Raw genomic sequence first — 26,211 nt, forward strand, 5'->3', positions numbered from 1 at the left:
GTCAGCGGCTGGTGCTTTCCCACCCCCTGCGGGGAGCCCTGGTTCCCAGCTGCTCGTCGCGGCTGCGGTAGACGATGTAAGGCCTGGTCAGGTAGCCGACGGGCGCGGTGAGCATGTGCACCAGCCGGGTGAAGGGCCAGATGATGAACAGGCTCAGGGCGCTGAGGGCGTGCAGCTGGAACAGCAGCGGCACGCCCATCATCAGTTGCGGGTCCGGCTGGAGCAGGTACACCGACCGGAACCAGGGCGAGACGGTCTGCCGGTAGTTGTAGCCGCCGTCGATGACATTGGCCACGACGGTGGCCGCCAGGCCGAGCAGGATCACCGTCGTGAGGAAGAGGTACATGAGCTTGTCGTTGCGGGTGGTGGCGGAGAAGACCGGGCCGACGGTGCGCCGCCGGTAGATGAGGATCACCAGGCCCACGAGGGTGCAGAACCCCGCGATCGTCCCGAGCACGACGGCGATGACGTGGTAGGCGTGCTCGCTGACGCCGACGGCGTCCGTCCAGCTCTCCGGGATGAGCAGGCCGCCGACGTGGCCGAGCAGCACGACCAGGATGCCGAAGTGGAACAGCGGGCTGCCGACGCGCAGCAGGCGGTGCTCGTACAGCTGCGAGGAGCGGGTCGTCCAGCCGAACTTGTCGTAGCGGTAGCGCCAGACGTGCCCCAGGACGAACACCGCGATGGTGAGGTAGGGCAGGACCACCCACAGCAGGATGTCCCAGACGCCGGGGTCGGCCGCCTCGGGAGCGGCGAGGTACGCGGTCATGCTCGTGCTCCTCGTCGGACGGCGGGCCCGGCACCCGTCCGGATCTTGGGTTCGGGCAGCAGAACGGGACCGCCGTAGGGCTCCATGCCGACCTCCTCCTCGGGCGGCCCCTCGGCGGCCAGGCGGAAGACGGCCTCGCGGTCGTTCCCGGCCAGCGGCGGCAGCGTCGCCGAGACCGCCTCGAGCACCGCCCCCCACGGGGAGGCCGCGTCGGTCAGCGCCAGCCGGAGCAGCTCGAGCCCCGCCCGGTGCTCGGTCAGCAGCCGCCGGCCCGTCTCCGGGTCGCCGGTGGCGGCGAACTCCAGGACGACCGAGAGGTGGTCGGGCAGCTCCCCGTCCTCCAGGACGAGCCCGGCCTCGCGGTAGGCGGTCTTGAACCGCAGGAGCGCCCTGCCCCGCTCGCGGGTGTCGCCGTGGGCGTAGTACGTCAGGTAGAGGCAGCAGCGCTTGCGGTGGTCGAACGTGGCGACGTACTCGGCGGCCAGCTCCGGCGGCGGGGTGGCGTCGAGGTGGTCGAGGATGCGCCCCAGCGGTCCGCCCACGGCGGCGGGCAGTTCGGAGGCGACGCGCCGCAGCAGCGGACGCCGTTCCAGGAGGCGCTCGTCGGGGTAGCCGAGCAGCAGGGAGGCCGCCTGCCAGGCGATGACGCGGTCGGCGTCGTCGAGCGCTCGGTTCTGCGCTCTCTTCGCGGTTCTCACGGCTTGGCCTCCGTCTCGGCCGCGCCGGAGTCGGCGGGCGGGTTGGTGTCCCCGGGGCCGGGGGCGTCGGTCCGTTCGGGGAAGAGCCCCGACGGGGTGCCCTTTCCGTCCCAGTTGAGGAGGTTGACGCGGCGGCTCTTGTCGGCCGGGTCGGTGGAGCGGTCGGACGTCTGCCGCTGCTGGAGCATGTGGAAGTTCTCCACCGCGATCGGCGGGGCTCCCCCGGACGCCTCGCCGAACGGCCCGCCGCCCATGCCGGGGCCGCCCTCGTAGTCCAGGCTGCACTCGGTGGCGAGCTCTTCGAGCTTGTGGGCCTGCTCGGCGTGGGCGGTCGGGATGACGTACCGCTCGTCGTACTTGGCGAGCGCCAGCAGTCGGTACATGTCGTAGATGTCCTCGCCGGTCATGCCGACCCGGGCGGGGATCGCCTCGTCGGCGTCGCGGCCGAGGTTCAGGTCCCGCATGTAGGAGCGCATGGCCGCCAGCCGCCGCAGGACGGAGTCGACGGGGGCGGTGTCCCCCGCGGTGAACAGCTCGGCGAGGTACTCGACGGGGATGCGCAGGGCGTCGATCGCCGCGAACAGGTTGCCGTCGTCCTCGGCGTCGTGGCCGGTGTCGCGCACCACGTCCACGACCGGTGACAGGGGCGGGATGTACCAGACCATCGGCATCGTCCGGTACTCCGGATGCAGCGGCAGCGCCACCTTGAACCGGTTGATCAGGGCGTGGACGGGCGAGCGCCGGGCGGCCTCCACCCAGTCCCGGGGAATGCCGGCCCGCTCTGCGGCGGCCGCGACGGCCGGGTCGTCGGGGTCGAGGAACACCTCGCGCTGCGCCTCGTACAGGTCGGTGTCCTCGGGCACGGAGGCGGCGGCCAGCACCTTGTCCGCGTCGTAGAGCATCAGGCCGATGTAGCGCAGCCGCCCCACGCACGTCTCCGAGCAGACCGTCGGGATGCCGACCTCGACGCGGGGGAAGCAGAAGGTGCACTTCTCGGCCTTGCCGGTGCGGTGGTTGAAGTAGACCTTCTTGTACGGGCAGCCCGTGACGCACATCCGCCAGCCCCTGCACCGGTCCTGGTCGACCAGGACGATGCCGTCCTCGGTGCGCTTGTAGATCGCTCCGGACGGGCAGGAGGCCGCGCAACTGGGATTGAGGCAGTGCTCGCAGATGCGCGGCAGGTAGAACATGAAGGTCTTGTCGAACTCCAGTTTCACCTTCTCGGAGACCTTGGCGAGCTCGGCCAGCACCGGATCCTGCGCTCCGTACTGAGGCATGCCTCCCAGGTTGTCGTCCCAGTTCGCCGACCAGGAGATCTTCATGTCCTCGCCGGTGATCAGCGACTTGGGGCGGGCGACGGGCGTGTGCTCCTGCAGGGGCGCGCTGGTGAGCGTCTCGTAGTCGTACGTCCAGGGCTGGTAGTAGTCGTCCAGGGACGGCATCTTGGGGTTGGAGAAGATCGTGAGCAGCTTGCGCAGCCGCCCGCCGGCCTTGAGCGCCAGCCTTCCGCGCTTGTTGAGCGTCCAGCCGCCGCGCCAGGCCTCCTGGTCCTCGTAACGGCGGGGATACCCCTGCCCCGGCCGGGTCTCGACGTTGTTGAACCAGACGTACTCGACGCCGCTGCGGTTGGTCCACGCCTGCTTGCAGGTGACCGAACACGTGTGGCAGCCGATGCACTTGTCGAGGTTCATCACCATCGCCATCTGAGCCATGACCCGCATCAGTACGTCACCTCCTGGGAGCGGCGGCGGATCACGGTGACCTCGTCGCGCTGGTTGCCGGTCGGACCGAGGTAGTTGAAGGCGAACGACAGCTGGGCGTAGCCGCCGATGAGGTGGCTGGGCTTGATCAGCAGCCTGGTCAGCGAGTTGTGGATCCCTCCGCGCCGCCCCGTGGTCTCGGTGAGGGGGACGTCGATGAGGCGGTCCTGCGCGTGGTGCATGTAGACGGTGCCCTCGGGCATCCGGTGCGAGACGATGGCGCGGGCCGCCACGACGCCGTTGCGATTGACCGCCTCGATCCAGTCGTTGTCCGACACCCCGATCTTGGCGGCGTCCACGTCGCTCATCCAGATCAGCGGGCCGCCGCGCGACAGCGACAGCATGAACAGGTTGTCCTGGTACTCGGAGTGGATGGACCACTTGTTGTGCGGGGTCAGGTACCGGAGGCTGATGCCCAGCTCGCCGTTCTCGCCCAGGCGCGGCTCGCCGAACAGCTGGTGCATGTTCAGCGGCGGCCGGAACACCGGGAGCTGCTCGCCCAGCTCGGTCATCCAGTCGTGGTCGAGGAAGAAGTGCTGGCGCCCCGTCAGGGTGTGCCAGGGTTTGAGGCGCTCCACGTTGACGGTGAAGGGCGAGTAGCGGCGGCCGCCCGTCTCCGAGCCCGACCACTCCGGCGAGGTGATGACCGGGACGGGCCTGGCCTGGGTGTCGGCGAAGGTGATCTGCTTGCCCTCGTGCTCGGCCGCGAGGTCCGCCAGCCGGGTGCCGGTGCGCCGCTCCAGCGTCCGGAAGCCCTGGGTGGCCAGGTGTCCGTTGGTGGTGCCCGAGAAGGCGAGGATCATCTCGCAGGCGTGGACGTCGCTGCGCAGCGAGGGGCGTCCGGCCGCGGGGCCGCTCCGGACGGTGCCGTTCTTGCCGTGCAGGTACTCCAGCTCGCGTTCCAGCTCGAATGTGACGCCCTTGGTCGTCGCTCCCAGCTTGTCCGCCAGCGGCCCGATCGAGGACATCTTCGCCGAGACCGCCCCGTAGTCGCGCTCCACCACGACGAGCTTGGGCATCGTCGCGCCGGGGACGGGCTCGCACTCCCCCGCCGCCCAGTCGGCGACCACGCCGTGAGGGTTGGCCATCTCGTCGGGGGTGTCGTGCAGCAGCGGCACCGCGACGACGTCCTTGCGCACCCCGAGGTGGACGGCGGCGAGCCTGCTGAACGCCGCGCCGATGGTCTGGAAGGCGTCCCAGTCCGTGCGGGTCTGCCACGGCGGGGAGATGGCGGGGCTGAAGGCGTGGATGAACGGGTGCATGTCGGTGGTGTTGAGGTCGTGCTTCTCGTACCAGGTCGCGGCGGGCAGCACGACGTCGGAGTAGACGGTGGTGCTGGTCATCCGGAAGTCCAGGGTGAGCAGCAGGTCGAGCTTGCCGGTCGGCGCCTCCTCCCGCCAGACGACGTCCTTGGGACGCAGCTCGGGCGGGGTCTCCTCGGCGCGGAGGTTGGAGTCGGTGCCCAGCAGGTGCTTGAGGAAGTACTCGTCGCCCTTGGCGGAGGAGCCGAGCAGGTTGGCCCGCCAGATGGTCAGCACCCGGGGGAAGTTCTCGGGGGCGTCCGGGTCCTGGCAGGCGAACTTCAACCGCCCGGCCTTCAGTTCCTCGACCACGTACTCCCCGATCGGCGCGCCCGCGGCCTCGGCGTCGTCGGCGAGGTCCAGCGGGTTGCGGTCGAACGTGGGATGGGAGGGCATCCAGCCCATGCGGGCCGACTGGGCGATGACGTCGGCGACCGTGCGGCCCGACAGCGTCCCGCCGGAGGTGGCCGCGGACAGGGCGCCGGCGCTGAATCGGTCGTAGCGGAACTGGTCGGTGTGCAGGTACCAGTAGGCCGTCTGGATCATCTGGCGGGGCGGGCGCGACCAGTCGAGGGCGCCCGCCAGCTGCGCCCAGCCGGTCACCGGCCGGCACTTCTCCTGGCCGACGTAGTGGGCCCAGCCGCCGCCGTTCACGCCCTGGCAGCCGGTCAGCGTGGTCAGGGCCAGGAAGGCGCGGTAGATGGTGTCGGAGTGGAACCAGTGGTTGGTGCCCGCGCCCATGATGATCATCGAGCGGCCGCGGGACTCCTCGGCGTTGGCGGCGAACTCGCGGCCGATGCGGGCCGCCGCCTGTGCCGGGACGCCGGTGAAGGTCTCCTGCCAGGCGGGCGTGCAGGGCTCCTCGGCGTCGTCGTAGCCGGTGGGCCAGCGGCCTGGCAGGCCGTCCCGGCGCACCCCGTACTGGGCGAGGGTCAGGTCGTAGACGGTCGTGACGAGGTGGCCGCCGATCCGGCGCACCGGCACGCCGCGCCGCAGGGTGCCCGGGGAGCCGTCGAGGGTGTCGAAGCGCGGAAGGTCGACCTCCACGGCTTCTCCCGCCTCTCCGGCCGCGCTCAGCAGGGGGTCGGCGTCTCCGAGGTCCAGGTTCCACTTGCCGGCGCCGGACTCGCCGTACCGGAAGCCGAGCGAGCCGTTGGGGACCAGCGGCCTTCCCGTCGCGGAGTCCAGCAGGACGGTCTTGAACGCGGCGTTCTCCGCCTGCGCCTCGGCGCCCGGCAGGTCGGCCGCGGTGAGGAACTTGACCGGGGTGTGGGCGTCGCCCGCGGCGTTCGGCTCGAGCCGGACCAGGAACGGCAGGTCGCTGTAGCGCTTGACGTAGTCGGTGAAGTAGGGGACCTGCCGGTCGACGAAGAACTCCTTGAGGACCACGTGGCCCATCGCCATCGCGAGCGCGCCGTCGGTGCCGGGCCTGGCGGGCAGCCATTCGTCGGCGAACTTGACGTTGTCGGCGTAGTCGGGCGCGACGGCCACGACCTTCTGGCCCCGGTAGCGGGCCTCGGCCATCCAGTGCGCGTCGGGCGTGCGGGTCACCGGCAGGTTGGAGCCCCACATGATCAGGTAGGAGGCGTCCCACCAGTCCCCCGACTCCGGCACGTCCGTCTGGTCGCCGAACACCTGGGGCGAGGCGACCGGCAGGTCGGCGTACCAGTCGTAGAACGACAGCATGGAGCCGCCGATCAGGGACGTGAACCGGGAGCCCGCGGCGTGCGAGACCATCGACATCGCGGGGATCGGCGAGAACCCGGCGACCCTGTCGGGGCCGAACTCCTTGATGGTGTGCACGTAGGAGGCGGCGACCAGTTCCACGGCCTCGTCCCAGGTGGACCGCACCAGGCCGCCCTTGCCGCGCGCCGACTTGTAGCGGCGGGCCTTCTCCGGATCGGAGACGATCTCCGCCCAGGCCGCCACCGGGTCGCCCGTCCTGGCCTTCGCCTCCCGGTACATCTCCAGCAGCACGCCGCGCACGTACGGGTAGCGCACCCGGGTCGGCGAGTAGGTGTACCAGGAGAACGCCGCGCCGCGCGGGCAGCCGCGGGGCTCGTACTCGGGACGGTCGGGACCCACCGACGGGTAGTCGGTCTGCTGGGCCTCCCAGGTGATGATGCCGTCCTTGACGTACACCTTCCACGAACAGGAGCCCGTGCAGTTCACCCCGTGGGTGGAGCGCACGACCTTGTCGTGCGACCAGCGGTCGCGGTAGAAGGCGTCGGCCTGCCGGCCGCCCGTCTCGTACATCGTCCGCTGGTCCTCTGAGACCTCCGCGCGGGTGAAGAACCTGCGGGTCCCCACCAGCGCCCGGGCCAACGGGCCGTCCAGTCCGGGCCGCTCGGCCGGAGCTCCGGTCTCGGTGCTCATCATCCGCCTTCCCCGGACGTCTCGGAAGACGTCCTCTCCGTCGTGGGTCCTGCTCATCGGCATGCGCACGGGCGCGAAGACACGTTCTAGGCGGCCTCGGAGGCCGCGCGCCGCTCCACTTCCCGCCGCACCCCGGTGACGGTGAAGGCCGTTCCCGCCGCGGCGACGAGGGCCAGCAGCACCAGGCCGAGGGCGTAGCCGCCGTAGGCGCTGTAGATCGCCCCCATCACCAGGGGCGGGACGAAGCCGCCGAGCCCTCCGGCGGCGCCCACCACCCCGGTGACCGAGCCGACCCTGTCCTGCGGGGCCAGCAGCGCCACCAGCGCGAACACCGCGCCGCTCCCCGCGCCCAGTGCCGCGGCCATCGACAGGAAGGCGACGGTGCCCAGCGGCATGAGTGAGGGGGTGAAGGACTGGAGCACGGCTCCCGCGGTCACGACGGCCAGGCTGACGCCCAGGACCCGCACCGCCCCGAGCCGGTCGGACAGCCAGCCGCCCAGCGGGCGCATCAGCACCGCCAGCACCACGAATCCCGCCATCCGGTTGGCCGCGTCCGTCTGGGTGAGCCCGTACTCGGTGCGCAGGTAGGTCGGCAGGTACACCGAGAACGCCACGTATCCGCCGAAGGCGATGGCGTACAGCGCGGACGCCTGCCACGTCACCGGCAGCCGGACCGTCGCGGCCAGGTTCCGCAGGAAGGAACCCGTGGGGGCGCGGCGGCCGGGGGCCTCCCGCAGCACCAGGTAGGCGATCGCGGCGTAGACCGCCAGCAGCACGGCGGTCACCAGGAACGGAGTGGACATGCCAGACATGTCAACCAACTGCACCGTGGTGAGCGCGCTGATCGCGGTGCCGCCCATCCCCACGCCGAACACCCCGATCGCCAGCCCCCGCCGTTCGGGCGGGAACCACGCGTTGACGAACGGGACGCCCACCGCGAAGACCGTGCCGCCCACCCCGAGGAAGAACCCGCCCACCAGCAGTCCGGCGAACGACTCGTTGCCGCTCAGTCCCAGGTACAGCACCGGGGCGATCGTCACCAGCGAGACCAGCGGGAACATCGTCCGGCCGCCGAACCTGTCGGTCAGCGCGCCCACCGGGATGCGCCCCACCGAGCCGACCACGACCGGGACGGCCACCAGGAGCGCCTGCTGCAGCGCGCTCAGCCCCAGGACCTCCTTGAAACGGGGACCCAGCGGGCTGAGCAGGGCCCAGGCCCAGAAGTTCACCCCGAAGCCCACCGTGGCGATCACCAGCATCAGCACCGGCCGGCCCGCCGGACGGCCGTTCTCCCCGCTCACCGCGCTCACAGCACCACGTCCGTCCGGTGTTCCCCCTGGTACAGGGCTTGATCCCCGATCATCCGCCGGGGAAAACCACGGCCGCGGATAGGCTGGGGCAGGTGGAGCTCCTGCTGCCCTCTCCCCTGGTCGAGATCTCCGACGAGCGACTCGGGGACGTCCGGCTGCTTCTCAAACGGGACGACCTCATCCACCCGGAAGTACCGGGCAACAAGTGGCGCAAACTCAAGTACAACCTCGCGGCCGCGGCCGAACAGGGGCACGACACCCTGCTGACGTTCGGCGGCGCCTACTCCAACCACATCCGGGCGACGGCCGTGGCCGGGAGCATCTTCGGGTTCCGGACGGTCGGCGTCATCCGCGGCGAGGAGCATCTGCCCCTCAATCCCGTCCTGGCCTTCGCGACGGCTCAAGGCATGCGGCTGGAGTACGTCTCCCGCACCGCCTACCGCGACAAGCCGGTGCCTCCCGGACGGTTCTACGTGCTGCCGGAAGGCGGTTCCAACGCCCTGGCCGTCCGAGGTTGCATCGAGCTCGCGGAGGAGATCACCGAGCCCTACGACGTGCTGTGCTGCCCCGTCGGCACCGGCGGCACGCTCGCGGGGCTGGCCCTGGGAATGCGCGAGGGCGCGCGGGCGCTGGGTTTCGCGGTGCTCAAGGGCGGTGGGTTCCTGCGGGACGAGACGGCGCGCCTGCAACGGGAGTACGGGCGCGAGAACTCCGCCTGGTCCGTCCAGACGGAGTTCCATTTCGGCGGCTACGCCCGCCGTACGCCCGAGCTCGACGCCTTCGCGGCGGACTTCGAGGACCGTCACGGCGTCCGGCTCGACCGGGTCTACACGGGAAAGATGCTCTGCGGCCTGTACGCCATGATCCGGCGGGGGGAGTTCCCACCGGGTATCCGGATCGTCGCGGTGATCACCGGCTAGCGCCGTTCGATTCCTGCGGGTTAGGCATCGCATGCACCGATGATCGCGTTCATTCGGATCCCCCTTTAGGGACCATGGTCCTTCCCCCGACGGACCGTGGTCACCACGCGCCGCTCCCTCACCGGTTGAAGTACGTGTGGTCCGTGATGTAGAAGCCGGAGTTGTTCTGGGCGTACCACTTGGCCTTCTCCGTGTGGACCAGTCTGCCGTTCACATAGACACGGATACGGTGCGGCTTTAGCGCCACGGTGTTGATCCACACCCCGTGCTTGCGGCGCACCTTCACGGTCTGCGTGTATTTCGCGACCTTGCTGGTGCCGTCCTTGGCCGAGGGCTCGCAGTTGTTCTTCTTCACGCAGTAGGAGACATGGTGCTCCAGGTAGATGCGCTTTCCGCTCAGGCTGGTCGCCACCACCTTGACGGTCTTCTTGGCGGGAGCGGCCTGGGCGGGCGCGGCCAGGCCCAGGCCGAGCGCCAGCGCCGACACGAACATGATCACACGGGAGAGGAGTCGCATGCACCGATGATCGCGCCCGGCCGGACCCGCCGCCCAGGGACCGGGGTCCCGCCCCACCCGGTCCCCGCGCCGGGGTCAGGCCCGCCTGATGAGCCAGCGGCGCGAACGGTCGTCGTCGCACCGGAACTGGAGCGCCTCGACGTTGTTCTCGGTGCTCCTGCCGCCCGCGATCGTCAGGCACTTGCCCGTCTGCTTGTTCCTGATCTTGTAGGTCCCGCGGCCCGACCTGTAGATCGACCAGTAGCGCGAACGGTCGTTGTCGCAGTCGAACTGCAGGGCCCTGACGTTGTTCTCGGTGCTCCTGCCGCCCGCGATCGTCAGGCACTTGCGCGTCTGCCGGTTCATGATCTGGTAGCCCCGGCGGCTCTCCCGCAGCCTCCAGGTGCGCGAACGGTCGTCGTCGCAGTCGAACTGCACCGCCACGACGTTGTTCTCGGTGCTCCTGCCGCCCGCGATCGTCAGGCACTTGCCCGTCTGGGCGTTGACGATCTCCACCGGGCCGCGCCTCGGCTGGTTGAGGGCGGCCTCGCCGGACGAGGCGAACGCGGGCATGGCGGTGGCCGTCAGGGCCGAACCCAGAATGACCGGCACGAGGAACCGCCGAGTTCGCTTGAGGGTGTTCATCATTTGCCTTTCCGTAAAAGGGCCGAAGACACGTCGTCTTCCTTTCTGCCCACGATTCGCAGATTAACATCAATCGCCAATTCACCGAGATAAAGGATGTTTTGCCGCACCCGCCACCACCGAAGGGAGTAATTAGACTATTACCACCTTTTCTGCTCGACCTTAGGGGCATTTGCCGACAATTGTTTCCATAAGGGACAATCCGCGCTAGGGTCGAGCCTCATGGACGATGTCATCGGGCGTTGGCGGGAAGTCAACCTGGCCAACTGGAACGAACGGGTACCCATCCATCTGGCGGGATCGTTCTACGATCTGCCTGGATTCCGTAAGAAACGAAACGTCCTGCGGGAGTTCGAGGTAGCCGAGATCGGCGAGGTCGCCGGCCGGAGCCTCGTCCACCTGCAGTGCCACTTCGGGCAGGACACCCTGTCCTGGGCGGCGCACGGGGCACGGGTGAGCGGCCTGGACTTCTCCGGGCCCGCAGTGGAGGCCGCCCGCGGGCTCGCCGCCGAACTGGGAGTCGAAGCCGAGTTCGTCCAGGCCGACGCCTACGAGGCCGTCACCGCGTTCGAGGGCCGGACCTTCGACATCGTCTACACCGGGTTCGGCGCGTTGACCTGGCTGCCGGATCTGCCCCGCTGGGCACGCGTCGTCTCGGATCTGCTGAAGCCCGGCGGCTTCCTCTACCTCTCGGAATTCCACCCCTTCACCGAGATCCTGGACGACGAGACGGGCACCACCATCACCCACGACTACTTCGACGAGGGCGCCAAGGTCTGGGACGAGCCCGGCACGTACGCGGACCGTGGAGCGGAGACGCGGAACAACGTCGCGGTGTTCTGGGAGCACACGCTCGGGAGCGTGGTGTCGGCCATCGCCGGAGCGGGGCTGCGCGTCGAGTTCCTGCACGAGCACGAGAACACGATCTTCCCCCGGTACCACGACCTCGAGGCCGGGACGGACGGGCTCTATCGGCGGCCCGAGGGCGCGCCCCGGATCCCGATGATGTACTCGATCCGGGCGTCCAAGGCCTGACCCGGGAGCCGGGGGTCAGCCGATGGAGCGGCCCTCGGCCTCCCAGTAAGGGGCGCGCAGGTCCCTCTTCAGCACTTTGCCGCCGGGGTTGCGGGGCAGTTCGTCCAAGAAGACCACCGCGCGGGGGCGCTTGAACCCGGCGAGGTGGCGCCTGCCGTACTCCAGGACGTCCTCCTCCGTCGGTCCGCCGGGGCCGACGGGCACCACGACGGCCAGGACGCTCTCGCCCCAGCGCGGGTCGGGCACCCCGACGACCGCCACGTCGGCGATCCCCGGGTGCCGGGCCAGCACCTCCTCGACCTCCACCGGGTACACGTTCTCCCCGCCGGTGACGATCATGTCCTTGATGCGGTCGGTGAGGAAGAGGTGCCCTTCGGCGCCCACATGGCCGGCGTCCCCGGTGCGCAGCCAGCCGTCCGGGGTGAGCAGCCGCGCGGTCTCCTCCGGGCGGTTCCAGTAGCCGCGCGTGTTCTGGTCCGAACGCACCCACACCTCGCCGGTCTCCCCCGGCGGCAGCTCCCGTCCGGTCTCCGGATCGGCGATTTTCAGCTCCACCCAGGGGAAGGGGCGGCCGGCCGAGCGCAGCAGGTCCTCCCGCTCGTGGTCGGCCGGATCGAGCTGCACCATCGTCCCGGTCGTCTCGGTCATGCCGTACACCTGGTAGAGCGGGGCGCCGATGACCTCCTTCACCCGCCGCAGCAGCCCGGTGGTGATGGGGGCCGCACCGTAGCCGATGGCGCGGACCGCCGAGTAGTCGTGGCGCTCCGGCAGGTCGCACATCGCCTGGAGCACCGCGGGGACGACGAAGCCGTTGGTGATCCGGTGGCGTTCGAACAGTTCCGCCAGCTCGGCGGCGCGGACATCCCGGACGACGATGTGGTGGCAGCCGGCGTGCAGCCCGGTGAGCGCCCAGCCCGTCCCCCCGACGTGGAAGACCGGAGAGGCGACCAGGTTCACCGAGTGCTCGTCCAGCAGCCAGGAGGACGCCCTTCGCTCCCCGACGGAGAAGTTGCGGTTGCTCAGCGGCACGCCCTTGGGGACGCCGGTCGTCCCGGAGGTGTAGAGCTGGGCCACGATGTCGTCGGGGGTCCCGGTGAAGCCGGGGTCGGACGCCTCGTGCGCGGCGAGCCCGTCCTCGAACTCCGGGCCGGTGCGCAGCAGCCGTCCGGGGGCCTGGAACGGGCCGGCCTCCCGGTCCGCCAGGGTGAGGACGGCGCCCGCGTCCGCGAGGATCGCCTCGATCTCCTCGGCGGTCAGCCGCCAGTTCACCGGGACGGTGACCGCGCCGAGCTTGGCGGCTCCGAAGAGCAGGTCGAAGTACTCGGGGGCGTTCTTGCCGACGTAGGCGACCCTGTCTCCGGCCCGGACGCCCTCGGCCAGCAGGAGCCGCGCGGCCCGGCTGGAGCGGGCGTCCAGCTCGCCGTAGGAGACGGTGCGCCCGTCGCCCGTCAGCGCGGGAGCCTCCGGACGTTCCCTGCCGTGCCGTCGCACCACCGAGACCACCCGGAACTCCGGCTCGTCCCCGTCGTCCCCGGTATGACGTGTGATGTCCTCAGCGTCCTTCATGCCCACGGTCCGGCATCATGCCGCAGCGGCCCGCCGCCCGGCGCCCCGCGTCCCACCCATCAGGAGAGCCGGAAGACGGGGTAGCCCTCGGCGACGCGCAGCAGCTCCTCGTCGGAGGAGGTGTGGTCGAGCCCGTCGAAGAAGATCCCGACCTCGAACTTCCAGCGCTTGAGGTAGGCGCGCAGGATGTCCGGCTTCTCCTCGTCCGCCAGCTCGACCGCGCCGAACGGCGTCGACTTCCGCCCCAGGCGCAGTTCCCCGTGGCCTCCGGCGGCGCGCAGGTTGCGCACCCACTGGGTGTGCCCGCGCGGGGCGACGAGGTAGCGCTCGCCGTCCACGGTCAGGGGGTTGACCGGGTTGGTGCGCCACTCCCCGCTCTTACGGCCCCGGACGGCGACCAGGTTGGCGCCCCAGAGACTCACGCCCCTGCCGGTCAGCCAGCCGACGAAGCTGTTGAAGACGTTTCCCGTCCGGCCCGCCTCGACGTAACGCATTCCATGTTCTCCTTTGTGATCACTGCTCTCGCTTGAGAACATTGAACACCCCCACAAGAGTGAAGGCAAGAGCGGTGCTCTCTTTTTGGTGTGGCGCTCTGGCACACTGGGGCCATGAACGCGATCCGCACCGCCCGGGAGAGGGCCCGCGCCGAACTGACCCTGGAGATCAAGCGGGAGGCCAGGAGACAGCTCGCCGAGGTGGGCTCGGCCCAGCTGTCGCTGAGGTCGGTGGCCCGCGCGCTGGGCATGGCCTCCTCCGCGATCTACCGCTACTTCCCCAGCCGGGACGAGCTGCTGACCGCCCTCATCCTGGACGCCTACAACGCGCTGGGAGACGCGGCGGAGAAGGCCGACCGGCCGGAGGCCGCACCGCGCGAGCGCTGGATGCTGGTGTGCGCGGCGGTACGGGAGTGGGCCATGGCCCACCCGCACGAGTACGCGCTGCTCTACGGCACTCCCGTTCCCGGCTACAAGGCCCCGGCCGAGACCCTGGACCCAGGAACCAGGATCGTCCGCCGGTGCGCCGAGATCCTCCTCGCCGGACGGCCGCTGCGGCCCGCCTTCCCCGGCCCGCTGGAGGCCGAGCTCGACGGGCAGATGCGGGCGGTCGCCGAGGCCGCCGGCCTGGACCTGCGCCCCGAGGAGATCACCCGGCTGCTCATGGCGTGGTCGCAGCTGTTCGGCCTGGTCGGCTTCGAGCTCTTCGGCCAGTTCGCCAACAGCGCCGATCCCGCCGGGCCGTTCTTCCGGCACGCCACCGCCCAGATGGCGGACTTCCTCGGCCTGCGCCGGCCCCGACCGCTCAGCGCAGGCGGCTGAGCGGGATCACCAGCGGGGTGCCCGCGGACGGGTCGGTGATGATCTGGGCCTCGAGGCCGAAGACCTCGCGGACCAGCTCGGAGGTGAGCACCTCGGCGGGGGCGCCCTGCGCCGCGACCCGGCCGTCGCGCATGGCCACGAGGTGGTCGCAGTAGCGGGCCGCCAGGTTCAGGTCGTGCAGCACCATGACGATGGTGTGGCCGTCGCCGTTGAGCTCGCGGACCAGGTCGAGCACGTCGATCTGGTGGGCGAGGTCGAGGTAGGTCGTCGGCTCGTCGAGCAGCAGGAGGTCGGTGCCCTGCGCCAGCACCATCGCGATCCAGGCCCGCTGGCGCTGGCCGCCGGACAGCTCCTCCACCGGGCGCTCGCGCAGGTCCAGCAGCCCGGTGCGGGCGAGGGCGGCGGTGACGGCCTCCTCGTCCTGCTCCGACCAGGGGCGGTACCAGCTCTGGTGGGGGTGGCGGCCCCGTGCCGCCAGCTCGCCGACGGTCAGCCCGCCCGGGGCCACCGGGGACTGCGGGAGCACGCCCAGCGCCCGGGCGACCTCCTTGGTCGGCAGCTTCTCGATGCGCCTGCCGTCCAGCAGCACCGCCCCCTCGCGCGGGCGCAGCAGCCGGCCGAGCGCGCGCAGCGTGGTGGACTTGCCGCAGCCGTTCGGGCCGATGACCGCGGTGACCTTCCCGTCGGGGACCTCCAGGTCGAGCCCGTCGACGACGACCCGGCCGTCGTAGGCCAGCCGGAGCCCCTCGGCACTCAGCCTGGCGGCGGTCTTCAGCATGTGGGGCCTTCCCTGGGGATCGGGTGTGAGTTGACAAACACCTGGGCAATAAATTAGGCAAGGCTTACCTAATTTGCAAGCCCTCTCACCCTCGGGGAGCAGCATGACCGCGACCGAAGTCGGCCCGTACTCCCCCTCCGGCACCGATCCCACCCTACTTCCGCTGATCTCCCTGATCGAAGCGGCCTCCGCCACCGGCGGCATCCCGAGCATCGCCCCGGGACTGCGCCTCGACGAGGGCATGACCGTCCGCGAGCTGGCGACCGCGCCCTACACCGTGCTCGGCGAGCTGATCGAGGAGACCGCGGCCCAGTGGAACGCCCCGCGGCACGTGGCGGCGACCCTGTGGTGGAAGGGCTTCTCCTACTGGTCCACCGCCCCCATCGCCCTCGGCTGGGCCCTCAACGGCTTCTTCCCGGCGCTGACCGCGGACAACACCCTCGTCCAGCGGCTGTCCGGGGAGCCGCGCTTCGTCGTCGGGACGCGCGACCTCGTCCCCGCCACCGACGTGCGCGCCACCCTGCTCGACCTGCACACCCCGCTCATCGACGCGCTCGCCAAGACGGCGCGGGCCGGGCGGCGCAACCTGTGGGGATCGGTCGCCGAGTCCCTCACCCACCCGCTGTCGGTCTTCGCCGAACTGCTGCCGGGGACGCCCGACGCCGCCGCGCTCCTGGCCCTGGCCGGAGCGCCCGTCTCGGGCCTGATGGAGCTGAACCCGGCCCGCCGCCGCACCTGCTGCCTGTGGGCCACCCTGCCCGACGCCGAGGCGTGCGCCACCTGCTGCCTCAACTGAAGGGAGGCCCGCAAGAAGATCTCCTCGATTCTCCGGAAAAGAGATCTTTTGGCATGCCCGAAAGACAGTACCCCGTGAGCTTTTCAGGGCTTATCGTCATAGGAACAAACCCTGAGGAGTGCCATGACGGTGGTGTTGGTCGTCGCGTGCCTGGCGGTCGCCGGTGCTGAGCTCTACCTGGCCTTCGGCCGGACGAGACGCGACACGGCCGCACTCTCCGATCTGCGCGCCTCGGGGACCGAGCTCGCCGAACGGCTCGAGACCGCGCTGTCGGAACTGCACGAGCTGCGCGCCGACCTCGCCGGGCGTCCCGAGGCCGCGGACCTGACCCGGCTCACCAAGCGCACCGCCGAACTCGGGCACGCGCAGGAGGAACTGGACTCCGCGCTGCGCCGCTACGACGAGCTGGCCGGTTACGTGAGCCGGGTGGAGGAGCAGTCCAGCCGGCTGGAGAGCACCCTCCTCGAGCTGCGCCGCACCCGCGACAACCAGATCACCCACCTGGAGGCGGCGATCAGCGCGCTGCGCCGGGAGCGGGAGGAGCAGGGCTCCCTGGCCGAATCGCTCGCCGCCGAACTGCGCGCCGAGCACCGCGAACAGGACACCCGCCACACCACGGCGCTGGCCTCCCTGGAGGAGCGCACCCTGCGGTACGAGGACGTGCTGGCCGGCATCCGCCTCGACCTCGGCGAGCAGGGCGAACGTTTCGACCAGGCCCTCGCCGAGCTGCAGCTGGCCAGGGAGGAGCACGAGGCGCGGTTCACCGCCGTCTCCACCGACCTGCGGCGGGAGCGGGAGGAGCAGGACACCCGGTTCACCGAGGCGCTCGACGAGCTGCGGCAGGGCCGCGAGGAGCACTCCGCGCGGCTGGCCGACGCCCTGGAAGAGCTGCGCAAGGTCAGGGAGGAGCAGACGCAGCGGGTCGACACCGCCCTGGAGGAGCTGCGCACCGCCGAAGAGGTCGGCGTCTCCGAGCAGCGCGAGCTGTCAGGACGGCTCGACCAGCTCGGCGACCCGACGGCGCAGGAGCTCATCCGGGCCGAGCTGGTGGCGCTGCGCGCCCAGACCGACCTGGCGCTGGAGCGGATGGACGAGCTGGACGCCGAACGCGACCGGGACCTCGAGCGCTACCGGGACCTGGCCCAGGCGCTCGACGCGGTCGAGGACCAGCTCGCCGGGCACCACGCCGCCGACCCCGAGCCCACGACCGTCCGGGGCGGGCTGGTCGGCGCGACCCCCGCCTCCCACGAGGTGCTGACCAAGGCCTACGAGAACTTCGTGGACGCGATGGATCTGCGGGTGCGCATGCAGGTGCCGGCGGGCGCCTCCCCCTGGCACACCCAGTACTACCTCGCGGGCAAGAACACCGCGCGCCTGCGCCGCGACTTCCTGGCCCTGCTGGGCGACCTGCGGGCGGTGGGCGCCGACCCGCGGAACGAGGCCCTGCACGCCCTCGCCGTCGAACTCCAGGCGTGCGAGCAGGCCTTCGCCCAGATCGGCCCGCTGGTCATGGTGCGGGTGCAGGGCGCCCTGCTGTGCGGGGTCCTCACCGTCGCCGAGACCCGCCGCTTCGACACCGAGCGCTTCCTCAGCGATCCGGCCGCCGCCGCGACGGGCCTGCGCCTGCTGCCCGAGCCGCGCTTCCGCGACCTGAGCAGCCGGACTCAGACGGCCTGACGGCGGCGCAGCGCCTCCAGGGCGCGGTCCGCGTGCACGTTCATGCGGATCTCGCTCTTGACCACTTCGAGCACCTTGCGGTCGGTGTCGATCACGTAGGTGATCCTCCTGGTGGGGGCCAGCGCCAGCCCGCGCGTCACCCCGAACAGGTCCCTGACCTTGCCGTCGGGGTCGGCCAGCAGGGGGTAGCCCAGCGAGTACTTGCCGCTGAACTCCGCCTGGCGCTCCACGCTGTCCCCGCTGATCCCGACGGGCTGTCCTCCCAGCGCGCGGAACTCGCCCACGATGTCGCGGAAGTGGCACGCCTCGGCGGTGCAGCCGGGGGTGAACGCCGCCGGATAGAAGAACAGCACCACGGGCCCGTCGGCCAGCAGTTCACTCAGCTTGCGCACGGTCCCGGTCTCGTCGGACAGCTCGAAGTCCTCGGCCACATCTCCAGGTTTCATGCGCTCAACCTAAGGCCTGTTTCAAAGTTGCTGAAACAGTCCGGTGCCCGGTGGCGTCTGTCCGGTGGGACCCGTGGAGAGTCCCGGTCCGGGGTCGGCGCCGCTGGCGTTCCGGAATCGGCCGAGCAGAGGCCGCCCCTTGGGGGCGGCTGCCGCCTCGCCTCCCGCCGCCGCCTGTTCGGGCGGGGTGGGGGCGGGTGGCGGTTGACTCGGTCAGGGCTCCTTGCAGCCCGGGCCCGAACACGCCCAGGGCGTGCCGGGAAGAAGAGAAGTCGACCGACGCGGTCTTGGGGTCGGACGGATCGGTCCAGGTGACGAACGCGCCCAGTGCGGCCGAGACCAGGTCCCGGTCTGCGGCCAGCCCGCAGGACGGGCAGCGGTGTACCCGATCAGCGAGGCTCTTGGACGTCTTCTGTCCGCACAGGCAGTGCTGGGACAGGGCGGTGGTGAACGTCGACGCCCGCCCCAACCGGCCACCCGCAGCCGAGCATTCGACGGCCAGCGCCTCCTTCAGCATGCCGGGGGTGAACACCGCACACGCCCGCCCCCACAACCGGAACCAGGAGCTGACCGGCCCGTCCTCGACGGTCAGCCGCACCCCGTGGGCGGCGGTGATCCGCTCCGCGACCCTCTTGGCGCGGTCGTGTTTGGCTTGGGTGCGTCCGGCCTGCCGCACGCGGATGCGGGTGCGCAGCATCCGGTAGCCGCCGGTGATCCGGTCCTTGCGATGCGAGGTCAGGGGGCGGCCCGCAGCGTCGGCCAGTCGCGGTCCTTTGGGCAGTGCGACGTGTCGTTCGGGCAGCCCAGCGGCCTGTCTGCGCTGCTGCCGCCTGCGCTGGCGGCGCGACAGCTCGTACCGGGCCTTGTTGTTCGCGCGGCGGGAGCGCTCCAGTGCCCGGGCGCGTCTGCGGGTGGTGCGCCGCTCCCGTTCCACGGCGGTGCGCTCGAGGTCGGTGAGGACGATCTGGTCGGCCAGCACGGGCCCGTCGGCTGGGTACAGGGTGGCGGGCAGGGAGGCGACGGACAGGTTGCCCACGTTGAGGTCCACCCCGCCGATCCGTCCCACGGCGGCGGCTTGACGACGACGCTCGAGGGTGGCCGGGGAGGTGTAGCCGCTGTCCAGGACCATCAGATGCGCCTCGTACACCCACCCGCCGGGCGCGGCCGGGTGCGGACGCCGCACGAGATCGATCTTGTGCCACAGGTGCGGCCGGTCCAGGAAGTGGCGCAGCCACCGCCACCGTCCCGCGCCCTGCGGCAGCCGCACCGGCAGAACGATCTCGTCACGCTTGCTGTCGGGGCCGCCGGTGAACACCAGCGTCAGCGCCCCGTCATGCTCCCACCACGAACTCCTGCCTCCACGACCCACCGGGGGCAGGGGCGCGGGCATGCGGCGAGGCTGGGCCAGCACCGATGTCTCTGGATTCAACCGCGCCGCCTGCGCCGGGGTGGCGATTTGAGCGGGCAGGGCGGGATGCCGCCAGGCATCCAGATGCCCTTGCAGGCTGCCGTGCAGCCGGAACGTCTCCCACTTACGCGCCGTGGTGTGCGAGCGCGCCCGGCCGGGAATGCGCGTGTACTCCCACCACGAACCCGTCCGGGGACGCCCGGCGCGTTTCCCGGAGGCATCGGGGAACAGATGGCGCTCCACCCCCGTCCACACCTCGTCAGCCTGATGCAGCGCCAAAGCCTTCGTGGCGTGGTGGCGTAGCCAACCGGAGGCGTCCAGATGGGCGTAGGCGGCCCGCGCCAGATCCGGACGGGTCAGGCCCACCTCACGCCGCCAGGCCGCCGCATCCGCCTCCCGGCGACGTTTACCCGCCCAGAACGCCTCCGTCCGGGAGCGGGCCTCACGCTGCACTGTCCGTTTGAGGCAGAACATCGCGAAGAACAAAGACCCCAGACGCGCCGCCGCCTGCTCGTCGACCACCAGCGGCAGGCGGATCACCGACACCGGGCCGTCCCACCGCCACGCCGGGGCCTTGTTCACACCCCGTGTACGGCGCACACCATCACCCGAGTCACCGGAGGTATCCGGCGGCCCCGAGTGAATGGCGAATGTCTGCATGACCCAGGATCTTGCCATGAGTGATCGATAGAACGCAGACGGTTACTAAATTTCTTTCCGTCATCCGGCAAGCAGCACCGGAATCCCTTCCCCAGCGCATCAACCGACCTGCGACCGGACTTTTAGACAGGCTTTAGCCTTGGGACGTCCCGTCCGGTGAATGCCGAGTACCGGAATCAACTACTTCCCCCGGATTCCCCGAATATTCGGGCGTACAGGTCTCCGGCGTGGGCGGTGGGCGAGGGGATGCCCGGCTGGAGGCGGAACGTTCGCTCGCCCCCGGCCTCCCTCCCCGCGGTGAGGAACAGGCACCCGTCGGGTCGCTCCTCCCGCATCCGGCGGGCGAAGCCGTACAGGTGCGTCACGGACACGACCCGGACGCCGAGGCCGGTCAGCGCTCCGACGACCTCGACGGAGACGTCGGAGCCCTCCCGCTCGTTCGTGGACATGAAGGACTCGTTGCACAGCACCAGCGACCCCGGCCGCAGGCGGTCGACGATCGCGCTCATCCTGGAGAGCTCCTCGTCGAGCTTGCCGCTGGACATCGAGCGGTCCTCCTCCCGTTTGAAGTGGGTGAAGACCCCTTCGGGGGCCGACGCCGCGAAACGGCCCGCGCAGGTGAACATGCCGCACTGCATCATCAGGTGGGCCACCCCCACGCTGCGCAGGAAGGTGGACTTGCCTCCCCGGTTCGCTCCGGTGACCGAGATCAGCCCGATGCCGTCGGCGTCGACGTCGTTGCCCTCCACGGCGGCGTCGAGCCGCAAGGCCAGGCAGGGCTCGTACAGGCCGCGGGCGGTGAAGACCCCCGCCCCCGCGGGGTGCGGCTCGGGCAGGCAGACCGGCAGGCCGAGCCGGGAGAGGGTCTCCGCGAGATTGAGGCAGCCGACGTAGAAGCCCAGTTCGTCCCGCAAGGCGCGGAAGAAGTCGCGGACGTGGTCGGCGGACCTGGTCACGGCGTCGGCGACGGGAGCGAGGACGCTTCCGCGGAACATCGCCAGGGCACGCCAGTCCTCCTCGTACCGGCCCGGGATGGCGTAGCTGAGGCCGGACTTCTTCAGCCTCCGGTGGAGGGATGAGGCACGCCCCTTTCCCGGAGGTTCGTGCAACCGGAAGTCGACGCTCTTGTTCCCTTCGCCGAGACGGGCGCCGGCGATGATGCCGTGCTCGAAATCGAGCCCGCCCAGGAGCGCTTCCACCGAGCGGAGGTACTCCTCGTCCAGTTCGGTCCGGATCAGCTGGAACAGCCGGGTGAAGCCGGCCGAGTGGAAATCACGGGCGTGCCGTGAGGCCAGCCCTCCCAGCCCGCGCAGATGGCCGCAGAACAGTTCCAGCAGGCGTCGCGAACGGTTCAGTAGGGCCTCGGGGCTGCCGGCGACCCGGATCGTCTTCTCCTCCGCGGTGACCGCCTCGTCGGCCAGCGCGTGGAGCGCCCGGACGGCCGGGGCGTTCCGCAGGCAGTCGCCCAGCGCCTCCTGCCGGTAGGCGATGGCCGCCGGGTCCGTCAGCGGAGCCAGGGTCGCGGCCCTGGCCAGGGCGAACAGCCGGCCGTCCCCGCGCGCCATGCCCGCCCACAGCGTTTCGAGGTGCAGGTCCTCCACCAGTTCCCCGGCGAGGGGCGGCTCGGGCGCCCGGGAGTCGAAGTCGCCGTCGGCGAACATCAGCCGGGGCCTCATCAGAGGATCCTTTCGGCGAGGCGGGCGCGGGTCAGCCCGTGCCTCTCCACGAGCGTGCGGGCGTAGGCCCGCCCGTCCGGGGGTCTGCGCACCATCTTGTAGGTGCGGGCCTCTCCGGCTTCGACCGTGCCGACCATGCTCACCACGCTCCCCGCTTCAAGGCCCGCTTCGGACAGCTCGTCGACGAAGCTCACCCACAGGCACAGCGCGTCGAGCCGGGAGACCGACGCGAGGAGCGACTCGCTGAGCGCCCGCGCGTCGTCCGCGGTCGTGGAGGTGAAGATCTCGTTCAGGATGATGACGCTGCCGGAGGTCGCCCGGTCGAGGATCGCGCGTGCCCGGAGCAGCTCGTCCTCCAGCTTGCTCGTGAGCCCCTCAAGGCTCTCGGCGCGCTCGTAGTGGGTGAAGATCCGGTCCGGAAGGAAGACGCGGACCTCGCTGCCCGGCACGGGACAGCCGAGGGCGGCCAGGTGGTACAGCTGGCCGAAGGCCCGGGAGAAGGTCGTCTTTCCTCCCTGATTCGGACCCGAGACGACGATGACCCGTTCGGCGCCGCTGAGCTCCACGTCGTTGACCACCACCGGCTCGCCCCGCCGCACCCGTTCGGCGGCCAGCGCGAGGTCGAACACGTCGCGTGCGAGCAGCGTCTTGTCGGTGGCGGAGACGACGGGATAGCAGACGGGCAGGCCCGCTTCCCGCAACGGCGCGAGATGGGCGAGGTAGCCGAGGTAGAACCGCAGTTCGCGCTCCGCCCGGACGACGTCGGCGGGCAGGAATTCCCCGTTCGCCGCGCGGAACGCCGCGAGGTCGCGGAACACGTCGGGGAACAGTTCGACCACGAGGTCCAGTACTCCTGCCTCGACCCGGTCCAGCCCTGGTTCGGGAGGCCGGACCGGAGACGGCCCCTCTTCCGTTCCCGTCCGGAAGCGTTCGAACGTCGCCAGGACCCGCTCGATGTAGTCGAACCGGGCTTCCGGGTCGTGGCGGGCCAGAGTGACCTTGTCCCCTCTCAGAAGAAGGTCGTAGCGGGTCTTCTCCAGCCGGTCTCGCAGGTCTCGTGCCTGGTCTCGGAGCCTCGTGAGGGAATCTCCCCGGGCGTATGCGGCCATGTCGTCGCACAGCGCCTTCAACCCGGGGGCGGTGGCTCCCGCCTCCTCCAGCTCCTCGGCGAGTGCCGTCACCACGGCGGCGTGCTCCAGCACGAGATCGAGGAACCAGCGGTTCGCCTGCGGGGGGTGTTTCATCCGTCCCACCAGCTCCAGCCGCCGCCGGATCCGGGCGTTCGCCGCCGTGAACCGCTCCGCGGCCTCCCGCACACGCGGGTCCTCCAGGTTCCGGAAGATCTCCTGGCGGAAGCCGATGAGCCGGACGTCCCTCGAAGGAAGGCGGAGGCAGGAGACCAGGCCCGGGTCCTCCCCCGCTTTGGCGACCGCCTCCGCGATCCGATCGAGGTTCAGGTCCTGGAAGTACTCGGGTTCCGCCACTCCCTCCGTCTCGGCGGAGGGCCTCCCCGGCCCGAACAGGATGCTCCGGATGGCCATGTGTCCTCACGTCCGATGCGACAACCGGTCGGTCCCACCGAACCACGGACCCCAAAAATCCACAACCGCTAAAATTTCGTAGTGGTTACACCTTTGGCTGTTACGGTGTCCGGGTGACTCCACCGACGGCGGGCCGCCGGGAACGCAAGAAGGCCCAGACCCGCAGGGCGCTCGGCGAGGCCGCGCTGCGCCTCTTCCTGGAGCGCGGCTACGACCGGGTGAGCGTCAAGGAGATCGCGGACGCGGCGGACGTCTCGGTCACCACGCTCTTCGCCCACTTTCCCGGCGGGAAGGAGACCCTCGTCTTCGACGAGGACGCCTCCCGTGAGGAAGCCCTTCTCGCCGCCGTCCGGGGGGCCGAGGAGTCCCTGTCCGGAGTCCTGGACGCGCTCCACGCCCATCTGCGGGACCGCTTCCACGCTCTGGAGGCCTCGCGGGACCTCGGACCCTTCCTGGAACTGGTGGATTCCACGCCGGAGCTGTCCGAGCACGCCCGGCGGATGTGGCTGCGCCATGAGAGCGCTCTGGCCGGGGCCGTCGCACGACGCACCGGCCGCGAACCCGACGACGTCGCCGTCACCTCGCTGGCCCGGTACGTCCTGGACCTTCCCCAGCTGGCCCGGCGGAGCCCCGACCCCATGGCGTCCCTGGACAAGGTCATCGGGCTCCTCAAGCGGGGCTGGGGGCCCTGACCGTCCCGCGGCGCCTCAGGGGCCGTCCGAGGAGGCCCAGCCGGTCAGCCGGTGCATGAAGGCGCGGAAACGGCGGCGGGCGGCGGGGTCGGCCACCGTGAGGGGATCCGTTTCCCGGGTGAGGATGCCGCCGTTGAGGAAGCCGGTGATGCACCAGCTGAAGGCGCTGATCCACGTCTCGGGATCGGGGATGGACTCGAGCGTGTCGAAGATCTCGAAGAGGCGGTGCGTCAGAGGCCGGCGGAACCTCTCCTCCACGTCCTCGACGTCCACGGCGTCCAGCAGCCCGCGGTAGAGCCAGACCGCGAGCCCTTCCGGATGGTCGAGGTAGAAGTCCAGGAACCTGTCGACGGCGCGGTGCAGGTCTCCCCCGTCGCTTCTGTAGCCGGCCTCCACCTCGTCGAACATCTTCATCTGCGCGGTGTAGAAGTCCTCGAGGATGGCGCGGTAGAGCCCGGCCTTCCCGCCCTCGACGGCCGAGGGCGGGACGCCCGCCGCCGTGGCGATCATCTCGGTCGTGGTGCCGTCGTAGCCCAGGCCCGCGAACAGCCGCCGGGCCGCGTCGAGGACGCGGGTGTCCTCACCGGTCTCGTCTCCCACGGGCCCTCCCCCCAGAGGCGTTCCTTCACCCGATCCGGCATCAGGCCTCCCCCGGTACCTGCCCTGTCCGGTGCCCGGCCCCCCCATAACCGAGGTGAAGCCCTCCCCAAAAACACCCCTTTCTCCGGAGGTACTTGGACGATTCACACCAAGCCGCCGTAGAGGAGGTCCAGGTACTGGTCGGCGACGGTCTCGGGCCGCAGCTGCCCGCCGGGCCGGTACCAGCGCACCGCGGACCAGATGGCGTCGCGGATGAACAGGTAGGCCACCTTCGCGTCGAAGTCCGGCCTGATCGCCCCGGACTCCTGCCCGGCCCTGAGCACCCGCAGCCAGATCTGCTCGATCCGGGCGCTGTGCTCGCCGACGTAGGCGAACGCCTCCTGGCGCAGGAGGTTGTCGGTCTCGTTCTGGTACACCGCGACCGCGTGCGGGGAGTCGTGGATGCAGGAGAAGGAGATCCTGATCAGCTCGCTGAGCGTCTCCCGGGGGCCGCCGCCCTCCCGCTCGACGGCCGCGAACCGCTCGTGCAGGGGGATGAGGAAGCCGCGGAGGATCTCGTCCAGCATGGCCTCCTTGGAGGCGAAGTGGTGGTAGATGCTCCCCGCCAGGATCCCCGTGGCGTCGGCGATGTCGCGCATCGTCGTCTCGGCGTATCCCTTGGTGGCGAAGAGCTCGACCGCGACCTCCAGGAGCTGCTCGCGCCGGCCCCCCTTGGCGCCGGACCCCGCGGGCTCCCCTTTCGCGACCGTCTCACGCGGCTTCGCCACCCCCATACGGGACTTCCTCTCCGTCGGAGGACCGCGGTGGACGCGCCCTCTCCCGATCTCTCATGAGGATCCGGGCCCGGCCCCGATCCGCCCCTTAGTGGAACACGGATCATGACGATCCACTCGCCGGAACAAACATTTGGCCCGGCCCGCGGGGAACACGCGAGAGCCCCCGCGCCCCGCCCGAGGCGTCGCACGGACGGGGCGTGCGGCGTCAGGGGGCCAGTGCCTCGCAGATCCGCGGCAGCGCGGTGCCGATGGGCTCGCGGACCAGGGCGGTGGCGAGGTCGTCGTACGGGGTGGGGTCCCGGTTGACGATGACGAGCCCGGCCCCGTTCTCGACGGCGAGCGCGCACAGCGAGGCCGCGGGTTCGACCTGCAGCGAGGAGCCGACCGCCAGGAACAGCTCGGACGCCGCCGCGATGTTGCGCGCCAGCGACAGGACGTCCTGGTCGAGGTACTCGCCGAACATGACGACCGACGGCTTGAGCACCCCGCCGCAGGCGCAGACGGGCTCCTCGGGCAGCCGGGCGATCGCCTCGGCGGCGGGGGTCCGCTCCCCGCAGCTCAAGCACGTCGCGGTGGCGAGCGAACCGTGCAGTTCCACGACCTTGCGAGGGGTCGATCCGGCCTTCTGGTGCAGCCCGTCCACGTTCTGCGTGATGACCCGCAGCGCCTTGCCGCTCGCTTCGAGCTCCGCGAGCGCCCGATGCGCGGCGTTCGGCTCCACCTCGCCCTGCCGCCCGGCGAACACCTGCCAGAACCGGAGCCGGACCTCGGCGTCCGCACGGAAGTTGTCATAGGTGAACAGATCCGCCAGGGAGGGGTCCTTGGTCCAGATGCCCTGGGGTCCCCGGTAGTCGGGCACTCCCGAGTCGGTGGAGATCCCGGCCCCGGTGAAAACCGTCGCCCTTCGCACGTCCCGGGCCCACCACAAGTCCTCTCCGCCGCTTCTCATATCGGCAAGGTAGGCGGCGG

23 protein-coding genes are annotated in these 26,211 nt (G+C 70.7%); 6 read left to right on the forward strand and 17 right to left on the reverse strand.

Annotated features, from left to right (window positions below; genetic code table 11):
- Position 1: 1 nt before the first annotated feature.
- The 5 genes from narI to ABD327_RS34270 all read right to left on the reverse strand — a co-directional run bounded on the left by narI (position 2) and on the right by ABD327_RS34270 (position 8,214).
- Positions 2 to 769 (reverse strand): respiratory nitrate reductase subunit gamma, encoded by a 768-nt coding sequence (gene narI, locus ABD327_RS34250; protein ID WP_344457206.1) that lies wholly within the window; start codon positions 767 to 769, stop codon positions 2 to 4.
- Positions 766 to 1,467 carry a nitrate reductase molybdenum cofactor assembly chaperone gene (gene narJ / locus ABD327_RS34255; RefSeq protein ID WP_344457208.1) on the reverse strand — a complete coding sequence of 234 codons (702 nt, stop codon included), beginning with the start codon at positions 1,465 to 1,467 and terminating at the stop codon, positions 766 to 768. The genes narI and narJ overlap by 4 nt, the downstream gene beginning before the upstream one ends.
- On the reverse strand, positions 1,464 to 3,188 hold the full coding sequence (narH, locus tag ABD327_RS34260; RefSeq protein ID WP_344457210.1) for a nitrate reductase subunit beta: 1,725 nt from the start codon (positions 3,186 to 3,188) through the stop codon (positions 1,464 to 1,466). Before narH ends, narJ begins: the two co-directional genes overlap by 4 nt.
- Positions 3,188 to 6,904: a nitrate reductase subunit alpha gene (locus ABD327_RS34265; protein WP_425547282.1), complete on the reverse strand. Its 3,717-nt coding sequence runs from the start codon at positions 6,902 to 6,904 to the stop codon at positions 3,188 to 3,190. The genes narH and ABD327_RS34265 overlap by 1 nt, the downstream gene beginning before the upstream one ends.
- A gap of 86 nt (positions 6,905 to 6,990) precedes the next feature.
- Positions 6,991 to 8,214, reverse strand: coding sequence for an MFS transporter (locus ABD327_RS34270; RefSeq protein ID WP_344457214.1), 1,224 nt, complete (start codon positions 8,212 to 8,214; stop codon positions 6,991 to 6,993).
- A 92-nt stretch (positions 8,215 to 8,306) separates the two neighbouring features.
- On the opposite strand from ABD327_RS34270, the gene ABD327_RS34275 reads away from it, so the two are divergent.
- Entirely contained in the window at positions 8,307 to 9,134 is an 828-nt protein-coding gene (locus ABD327_RS34275; protein ID WP_344457216.1) for a 1-aminocyclopropane-1-carboxylate deaminase/D-cysteine desulfhydrase, read from the forward strand.
- Between the two features lie 118 nt (positions 9,135 to 9,252).
- Here ABD327_RS34275 and ABD327_RS34280 read toward each other — a convergent pair whose 3' ends face one another.
- Complete coding sequence (locus tag ABD327_RS34280; RefSeq protein ID WP_344457218.1) at positions 9,253 to 9,651, reverse strand: hypothetical protein; 399 nt, start codon at positions 9,649 to 9,651, stop codon at positions 9,253 to 9,255.
- A gap of 75 nt (positions 9,652 to 9,726) precedes the next feature.
- Positions 9,727 to 10,278 (reverse strand): RICIN domain-containing protein, encoded by a 552-nt coding sequence (locus ABD327_RS34285; RefSeq protein ID WP_344457220.1) that lies wholly within the window; start codon positions 10,276 to 10,278, stop codon positions 9,727 to 9,729.
- 219 nt (positions 10,279 to 10,497) lie between these two features.
- Between ABD327_RS34285 and ABD327_RS34290 the strand changes: the two genes are divergently transcribed.
- On the forward strand, positions 10,498 to 11,310 hold the full coding sequence (locus tag ABD327_RS34290) for a class I SAM-dependent methyltransferase (RefSeq protein ID WP_344457223.1): 813 nt from the start codon (positions 10,498 to 10,500) through the stop codon (positions 11,308 to 11,310).
- Positions 11,311 to 11,325: 15 nt separating this feature from the next.
- On the opposite strand, the gene ABD327_RS34295 is transcribed toward ABD327_RS34290, so the two are convergent.
- Together ABD327_RS34295 and ABD327_RS34300 are read right to left on the reverse strand one after the other, a co-directional pair.
- Entirely contained in the window at positions 11,326 to 12,876 is a 1,551-nt protein-coding gene (locus ABD327_RS34295; RefSeq protein WP_344457226.1) for a long-chain-fatty-acid--CoA ligase, read from the reverse strand.
- 59 nt (positions 12,877 to 12,935) lie between these two features.
- Complete coding sequence (locus tag ABD327_RS34300) at positions 12,936 to 13,370, reverse strand: nitroreductase/quinone reductase family protein (RefSeq protein ID WP_344457228.1); 435 nt, start codon at positions 13,368 to 13,370, stop codon at positions 12,936 to 12,938.
- A 114-nt stretch (positions 13,371 to 13,484) separates the two neighbouring features.
- On the opposite strand from ABD327_RS34300, the gene ABD327_RS34305 reads away from it, so the two are divergent.
- Positions 13,485 to 14,192 carry a TetR/AcrR family transcriptional regulator gene (locus ABD327_RS34305; RefSeq protein ID WP_344457230.1) on the forward strand — a complete coding sequence of 236 codons (708 nt, stop codon included), beginning with the start codon at positions 13,485 to 13,487 and terminating at the stop codon, positions 14,190 to 14,192.
- On the opposite strand, the gene ABD327_RS34310 is transcribed toward ABD327_RS34305, so the two are convergent.
- Positions 14,176 to 14,970 (reverse strand): ABC transporter ATP-binding protein, encoded by a 795-nt coding sequence (locus ABD327_RS34310; protein ID WP_344457232.1) that lies wholly within the window; start codon positions 14,968 to 14,970, stop codon positions 14,176 to 14,178. The genes ABD327_RS34305 and ABD327_RS34310 overlap by 17 nt on opposite strands.
- Positions 14,971 to 15,073: 103 nt before the next feature.
- On the opposite strand from ABD327_RS34310, the gene ABD327_RS34315 reads away from it, so the two are divergent.
- Together ABD327_RS34315 and ABD327_RS34320 are read left to right on the forward strand one after the other, a co-directional pair.
- Positions 15,074 to 15,766 carry a (2Fe-2S)-binding protein gene (locus ABD327_RS34315; protein ID WP_344457235.1) on the forward strand — a complete coding sequence of 231 codons (693 nt, stop codon included), beginning with the start codon at positions 15,074 to 15,076 and terminating at the stop codon, positions 15,764 to 15,766.
- Positions 15,767 to 15,889: 123 nt separating this feature from the next.
- Complete coding sequence (locus ABD327_RS34320) at positions 15,890 to 17,443, forward strand: coiled-coil domain-containing protein (protein ID WP_344457237.1); 1,554 nt, start codon at positions 15,890 to 15,892, stop codon at positions 17,441 to 17,443.
- Here ABD327_RS34320 and ABD327_RS34325 read toward each other — a convergent pair.
- From ABD327_RS34325 to ABD327_RS34340, 4 genes are all read right to left on the reverse strand, one after another.
- Positions 17,431 to 17,889, reverse strand: coding sequence for a peroxiredoxin (locus ABD327_RS34325; protein ID WP_344457240.1), 459 nt, complete (start codon positions 17,887 to 17,889; stop codon positions 17,431 to 17,433). The two genes, ABD327_RS34320 and ABD327_RS34325, sit on opposite strands and share 13 nt — an antisense overlap.
- A gap of 4 nt (positions 17,890 to 17,893) precedes the next feature.
- Complete coding sequence (locus ABD327_RS34330) at positions 17,894 to 19,897, reverse strand: zinc ribbon domain-containing protein (protein ID WP_344457242.1); 2,004 nt, start codon at positions 19,895 to 19,897, stop codon at positions 17,894 to 17,896.
- Positions 19,898 to 20,133: 236 nt separating this feature from the next.
- The gene (locus ABD327_RS34335; protein WP_344457245.1) at positions 20,134 to 21,633 is read right to left on the reverse strand and encodes a MutS-related protein; all 1,500 of its coding nucleotides are present in this window, start codon (positions 21,631 to 21,633) and stop codon (positions 20,134 to 20,136) included.
- Positions 21,633 to 23,174: a MutS-related protein gene (locus ABD327_RS34340; RefSeq protein ID WP_344457248.1), complete on the reverse strand. Its 1,542-nt coding sequence runs from the start codon at positions 23,172 to 23,174 to the stop codon at positions 21,633 to 21,635. Before ABD327_RS34340 ends, ABD327_RS34335 begins: the two co-directional genes overlap by 1 nt.
- Before the next feature lie 113 nt (positions 23,175 to 23,287).
- Between ABD327_RS34340 and ABD327_RS34345 the strand changes: the two genes are divergently transcribed.
- On the forward strand, positions 23,288 to 23,866 hold the full coding sequence (locus tag ABD327_RS34345) for a TetR/AcrR family transcriptional regulator (RefSeq protein WP_344457250.1): 579 nt from the start codon (positions 23,288 to 23,290) through the stop codon (positions 23,864 to 23,866).
- Between the two features lie 15 nt (positions 23,867 to 23,881).
- Here ABD327_RS34345 and ABD327_RS34350 read toward each other — a convergent pair whose 3' ends face one another.
- The 3 genes from ABD327_RS34350 to ABD327_RS34360 form a co-directional block, all read right to left on the reverse strand.
- Positions 23,882 to 24,466, reverse strand: coding sequence for a TetR/AcrR family transcriptional regulator (locus ABD327_RS34350; protein ID WP_344457253.1), 585 nt, complete (start codon positions 24,464 to 24,466; stop codon positions 23,882 to 23,884).
- Positions 24,467 to 24,609: 143 nt separating this feature from the next.
- On the reverse strand, positions 24,610 to 25,239 hold the full coding sequence (locus tag ABD327_RS34355) for a TetR/AcrR family transcriptional regulator (RefSeq protein WP_344457255.1): 630 nt from the start codon (positions 25,237 to 25,239) through the stop codon (positions 24,610 to 24,612).
- Between the two features lie 208 nt (positions 25,240 to 25,447).
- Entirely contained in the window at positions 25,448 to 26,191 is a 744-nt protein-coding gene (locus ABD327_RS34360) for an SIR2 family NAD-dependent protein deacylase (protein ID WP_344457257.1), read from the reverse strand.
- Positions 26,192 to 26,211: the final 20 nt, after the last annotated feature.

It is taken from the genome of Actinocorallia aurantiaca (assembly GCF_039533685.1).
In the GTDB taxonomy this organism is placed as follows: Bacteria; Actinomycetota; Actinomycetes; order Streptosporangiales; family Streptosporangiaceae; genus Actinocorallia; species Actinocorallia aurantiaca.

What these genes read in the sequence shown, in the direction of transcription:
- ABD327_RS34315 (WP_344457235.1), top strand. Translation starts at nt 15,074, where the DNA reads ATGACCGCGACCGAAGTCGGCCCGTACTCCCCCTCCGGCACCGATCCC.
- ABD327_RS34265 (WP_425547282.1), bottom strand. Translation starts at nt 6,904, where the DNA reads ATGAGCACCGAGACCGGAGCTCCGGCCGAGCGGCCCGGACTGGACGGC.
- narH (WP_344457210.1), bottom strand. Translation starts at nt 3,188, where the DNA reads ATGCGGGTCATGGCTCAGATGGCGATGGTGATGAACCTCGACAAGTGC.
- ABD327_RS34340 (WP_344457248.1), bottom strand. Translation starts at nt 23,174, where the DNA reads ATGGCCATCCGGAGCATCCTGTTCGGGCCGGGGAGGCCCTCCGCCGAG.
- ABD327_RS34295 (WP_344457226.1), bottom strand. Translation starts at nt 12,876, where the DNA reads ATGAAGGACGCTGAGGACATCACACGTCATACCGGGGACGACGGGGAC.
- ABD327_RS34360 (WP_344457257.1), bottom strand. Translation starts at nt 26,191, where the DNA reads ATGAGAAGCGGCGGAGAGGACTTGTGGTGGGCCCGGGACGTGCGAAGG.
- ABD327_RS34300 (WP_344457228.1), bottom strand. Translation starts at nt 13,370, where the DNA reads ATGCGTTACGTCGAGGCGGGCCGGACGGGAAACGTCTTCAACAGCTTC.
- ABD327_RS34320 (WP_344457237.1), top strand. Translation starts at nt 15,890, where the DNA reads ATGACGGTGGTGTTGGTCGTCGCGTGCCTGGCGGTCGCCGGTGCTGAG.
- narI (WP_344457206.1), bottom strand. Translation starts at nt 769, where the DNA reads ATGACCGCGTACCTCGCCGCTCCCGAGGCGGCCGACCCCGGCGTCTGG.
- ABD327_RS34285 (WP_344457220.1), bottom strand. Translation starts at nt 10,278, where the DNA reads ATGATGAACACCCTCAAGCGAACTCGGCGGTTCCTCGTGCCGGTCATT.
- ABD327_RS34290 (WP_344457223.1), top strand. Translation starts at nt 10,498, where the DNA reads ATGGACGATGTCATCGGGCGTTGGCGGGAAGTCAACCTGGCCAACTGG.
- ABD327_RS34355 (WP_344457255.1), bottom strand. Translation starts at nt 25,239, where the DNA reads ATGGGGGTGGCGAAGCCGCGTGAGACGGTCGCGAAAGGGGAGCCCGCG.
- ABD327_RS34305 (WP_344457230.1), top strand. Translation starts at nt 13,485, where the DNA reads ATGAACGCGATCCGCACCGCCCGGGAGAGGGCCCGCGCCGAACTGACC.
- ABD327_RS34325 (WP_344457240.1), bottom strand. Translation starts at nt 17,889, where the DNA reads ATGAAACCTGGAGATGTGGCCGAGGACTTCGAGCTGTCCGACGAGACC.
- ABD327_RS34310 (WP_344457232.1), bottom strand. Translation starts at nt 14,970, where the DNA reads ATGCTGAAGACCGCCGCCAGGCTGAGTGCCGAGGGGCTCCGGCTGGCC.
- ABD327_RS34335 (WP_344457245.1), bottom strand. Translation starts at nt 21,633, where the DNA reads ATGAGGCCCCGGCTGATGTTCGCCGACGGCGACTTCGACTCCCGGGCG.
- ABD327_RS34280 (WP_344457218.1), bottom strand. Translation starts at nt 9,651, where the DNA reads ATGCGACTCCTCTCCCGTGTGATCATGTTCGTGTCGGCGCTGGCGCTC.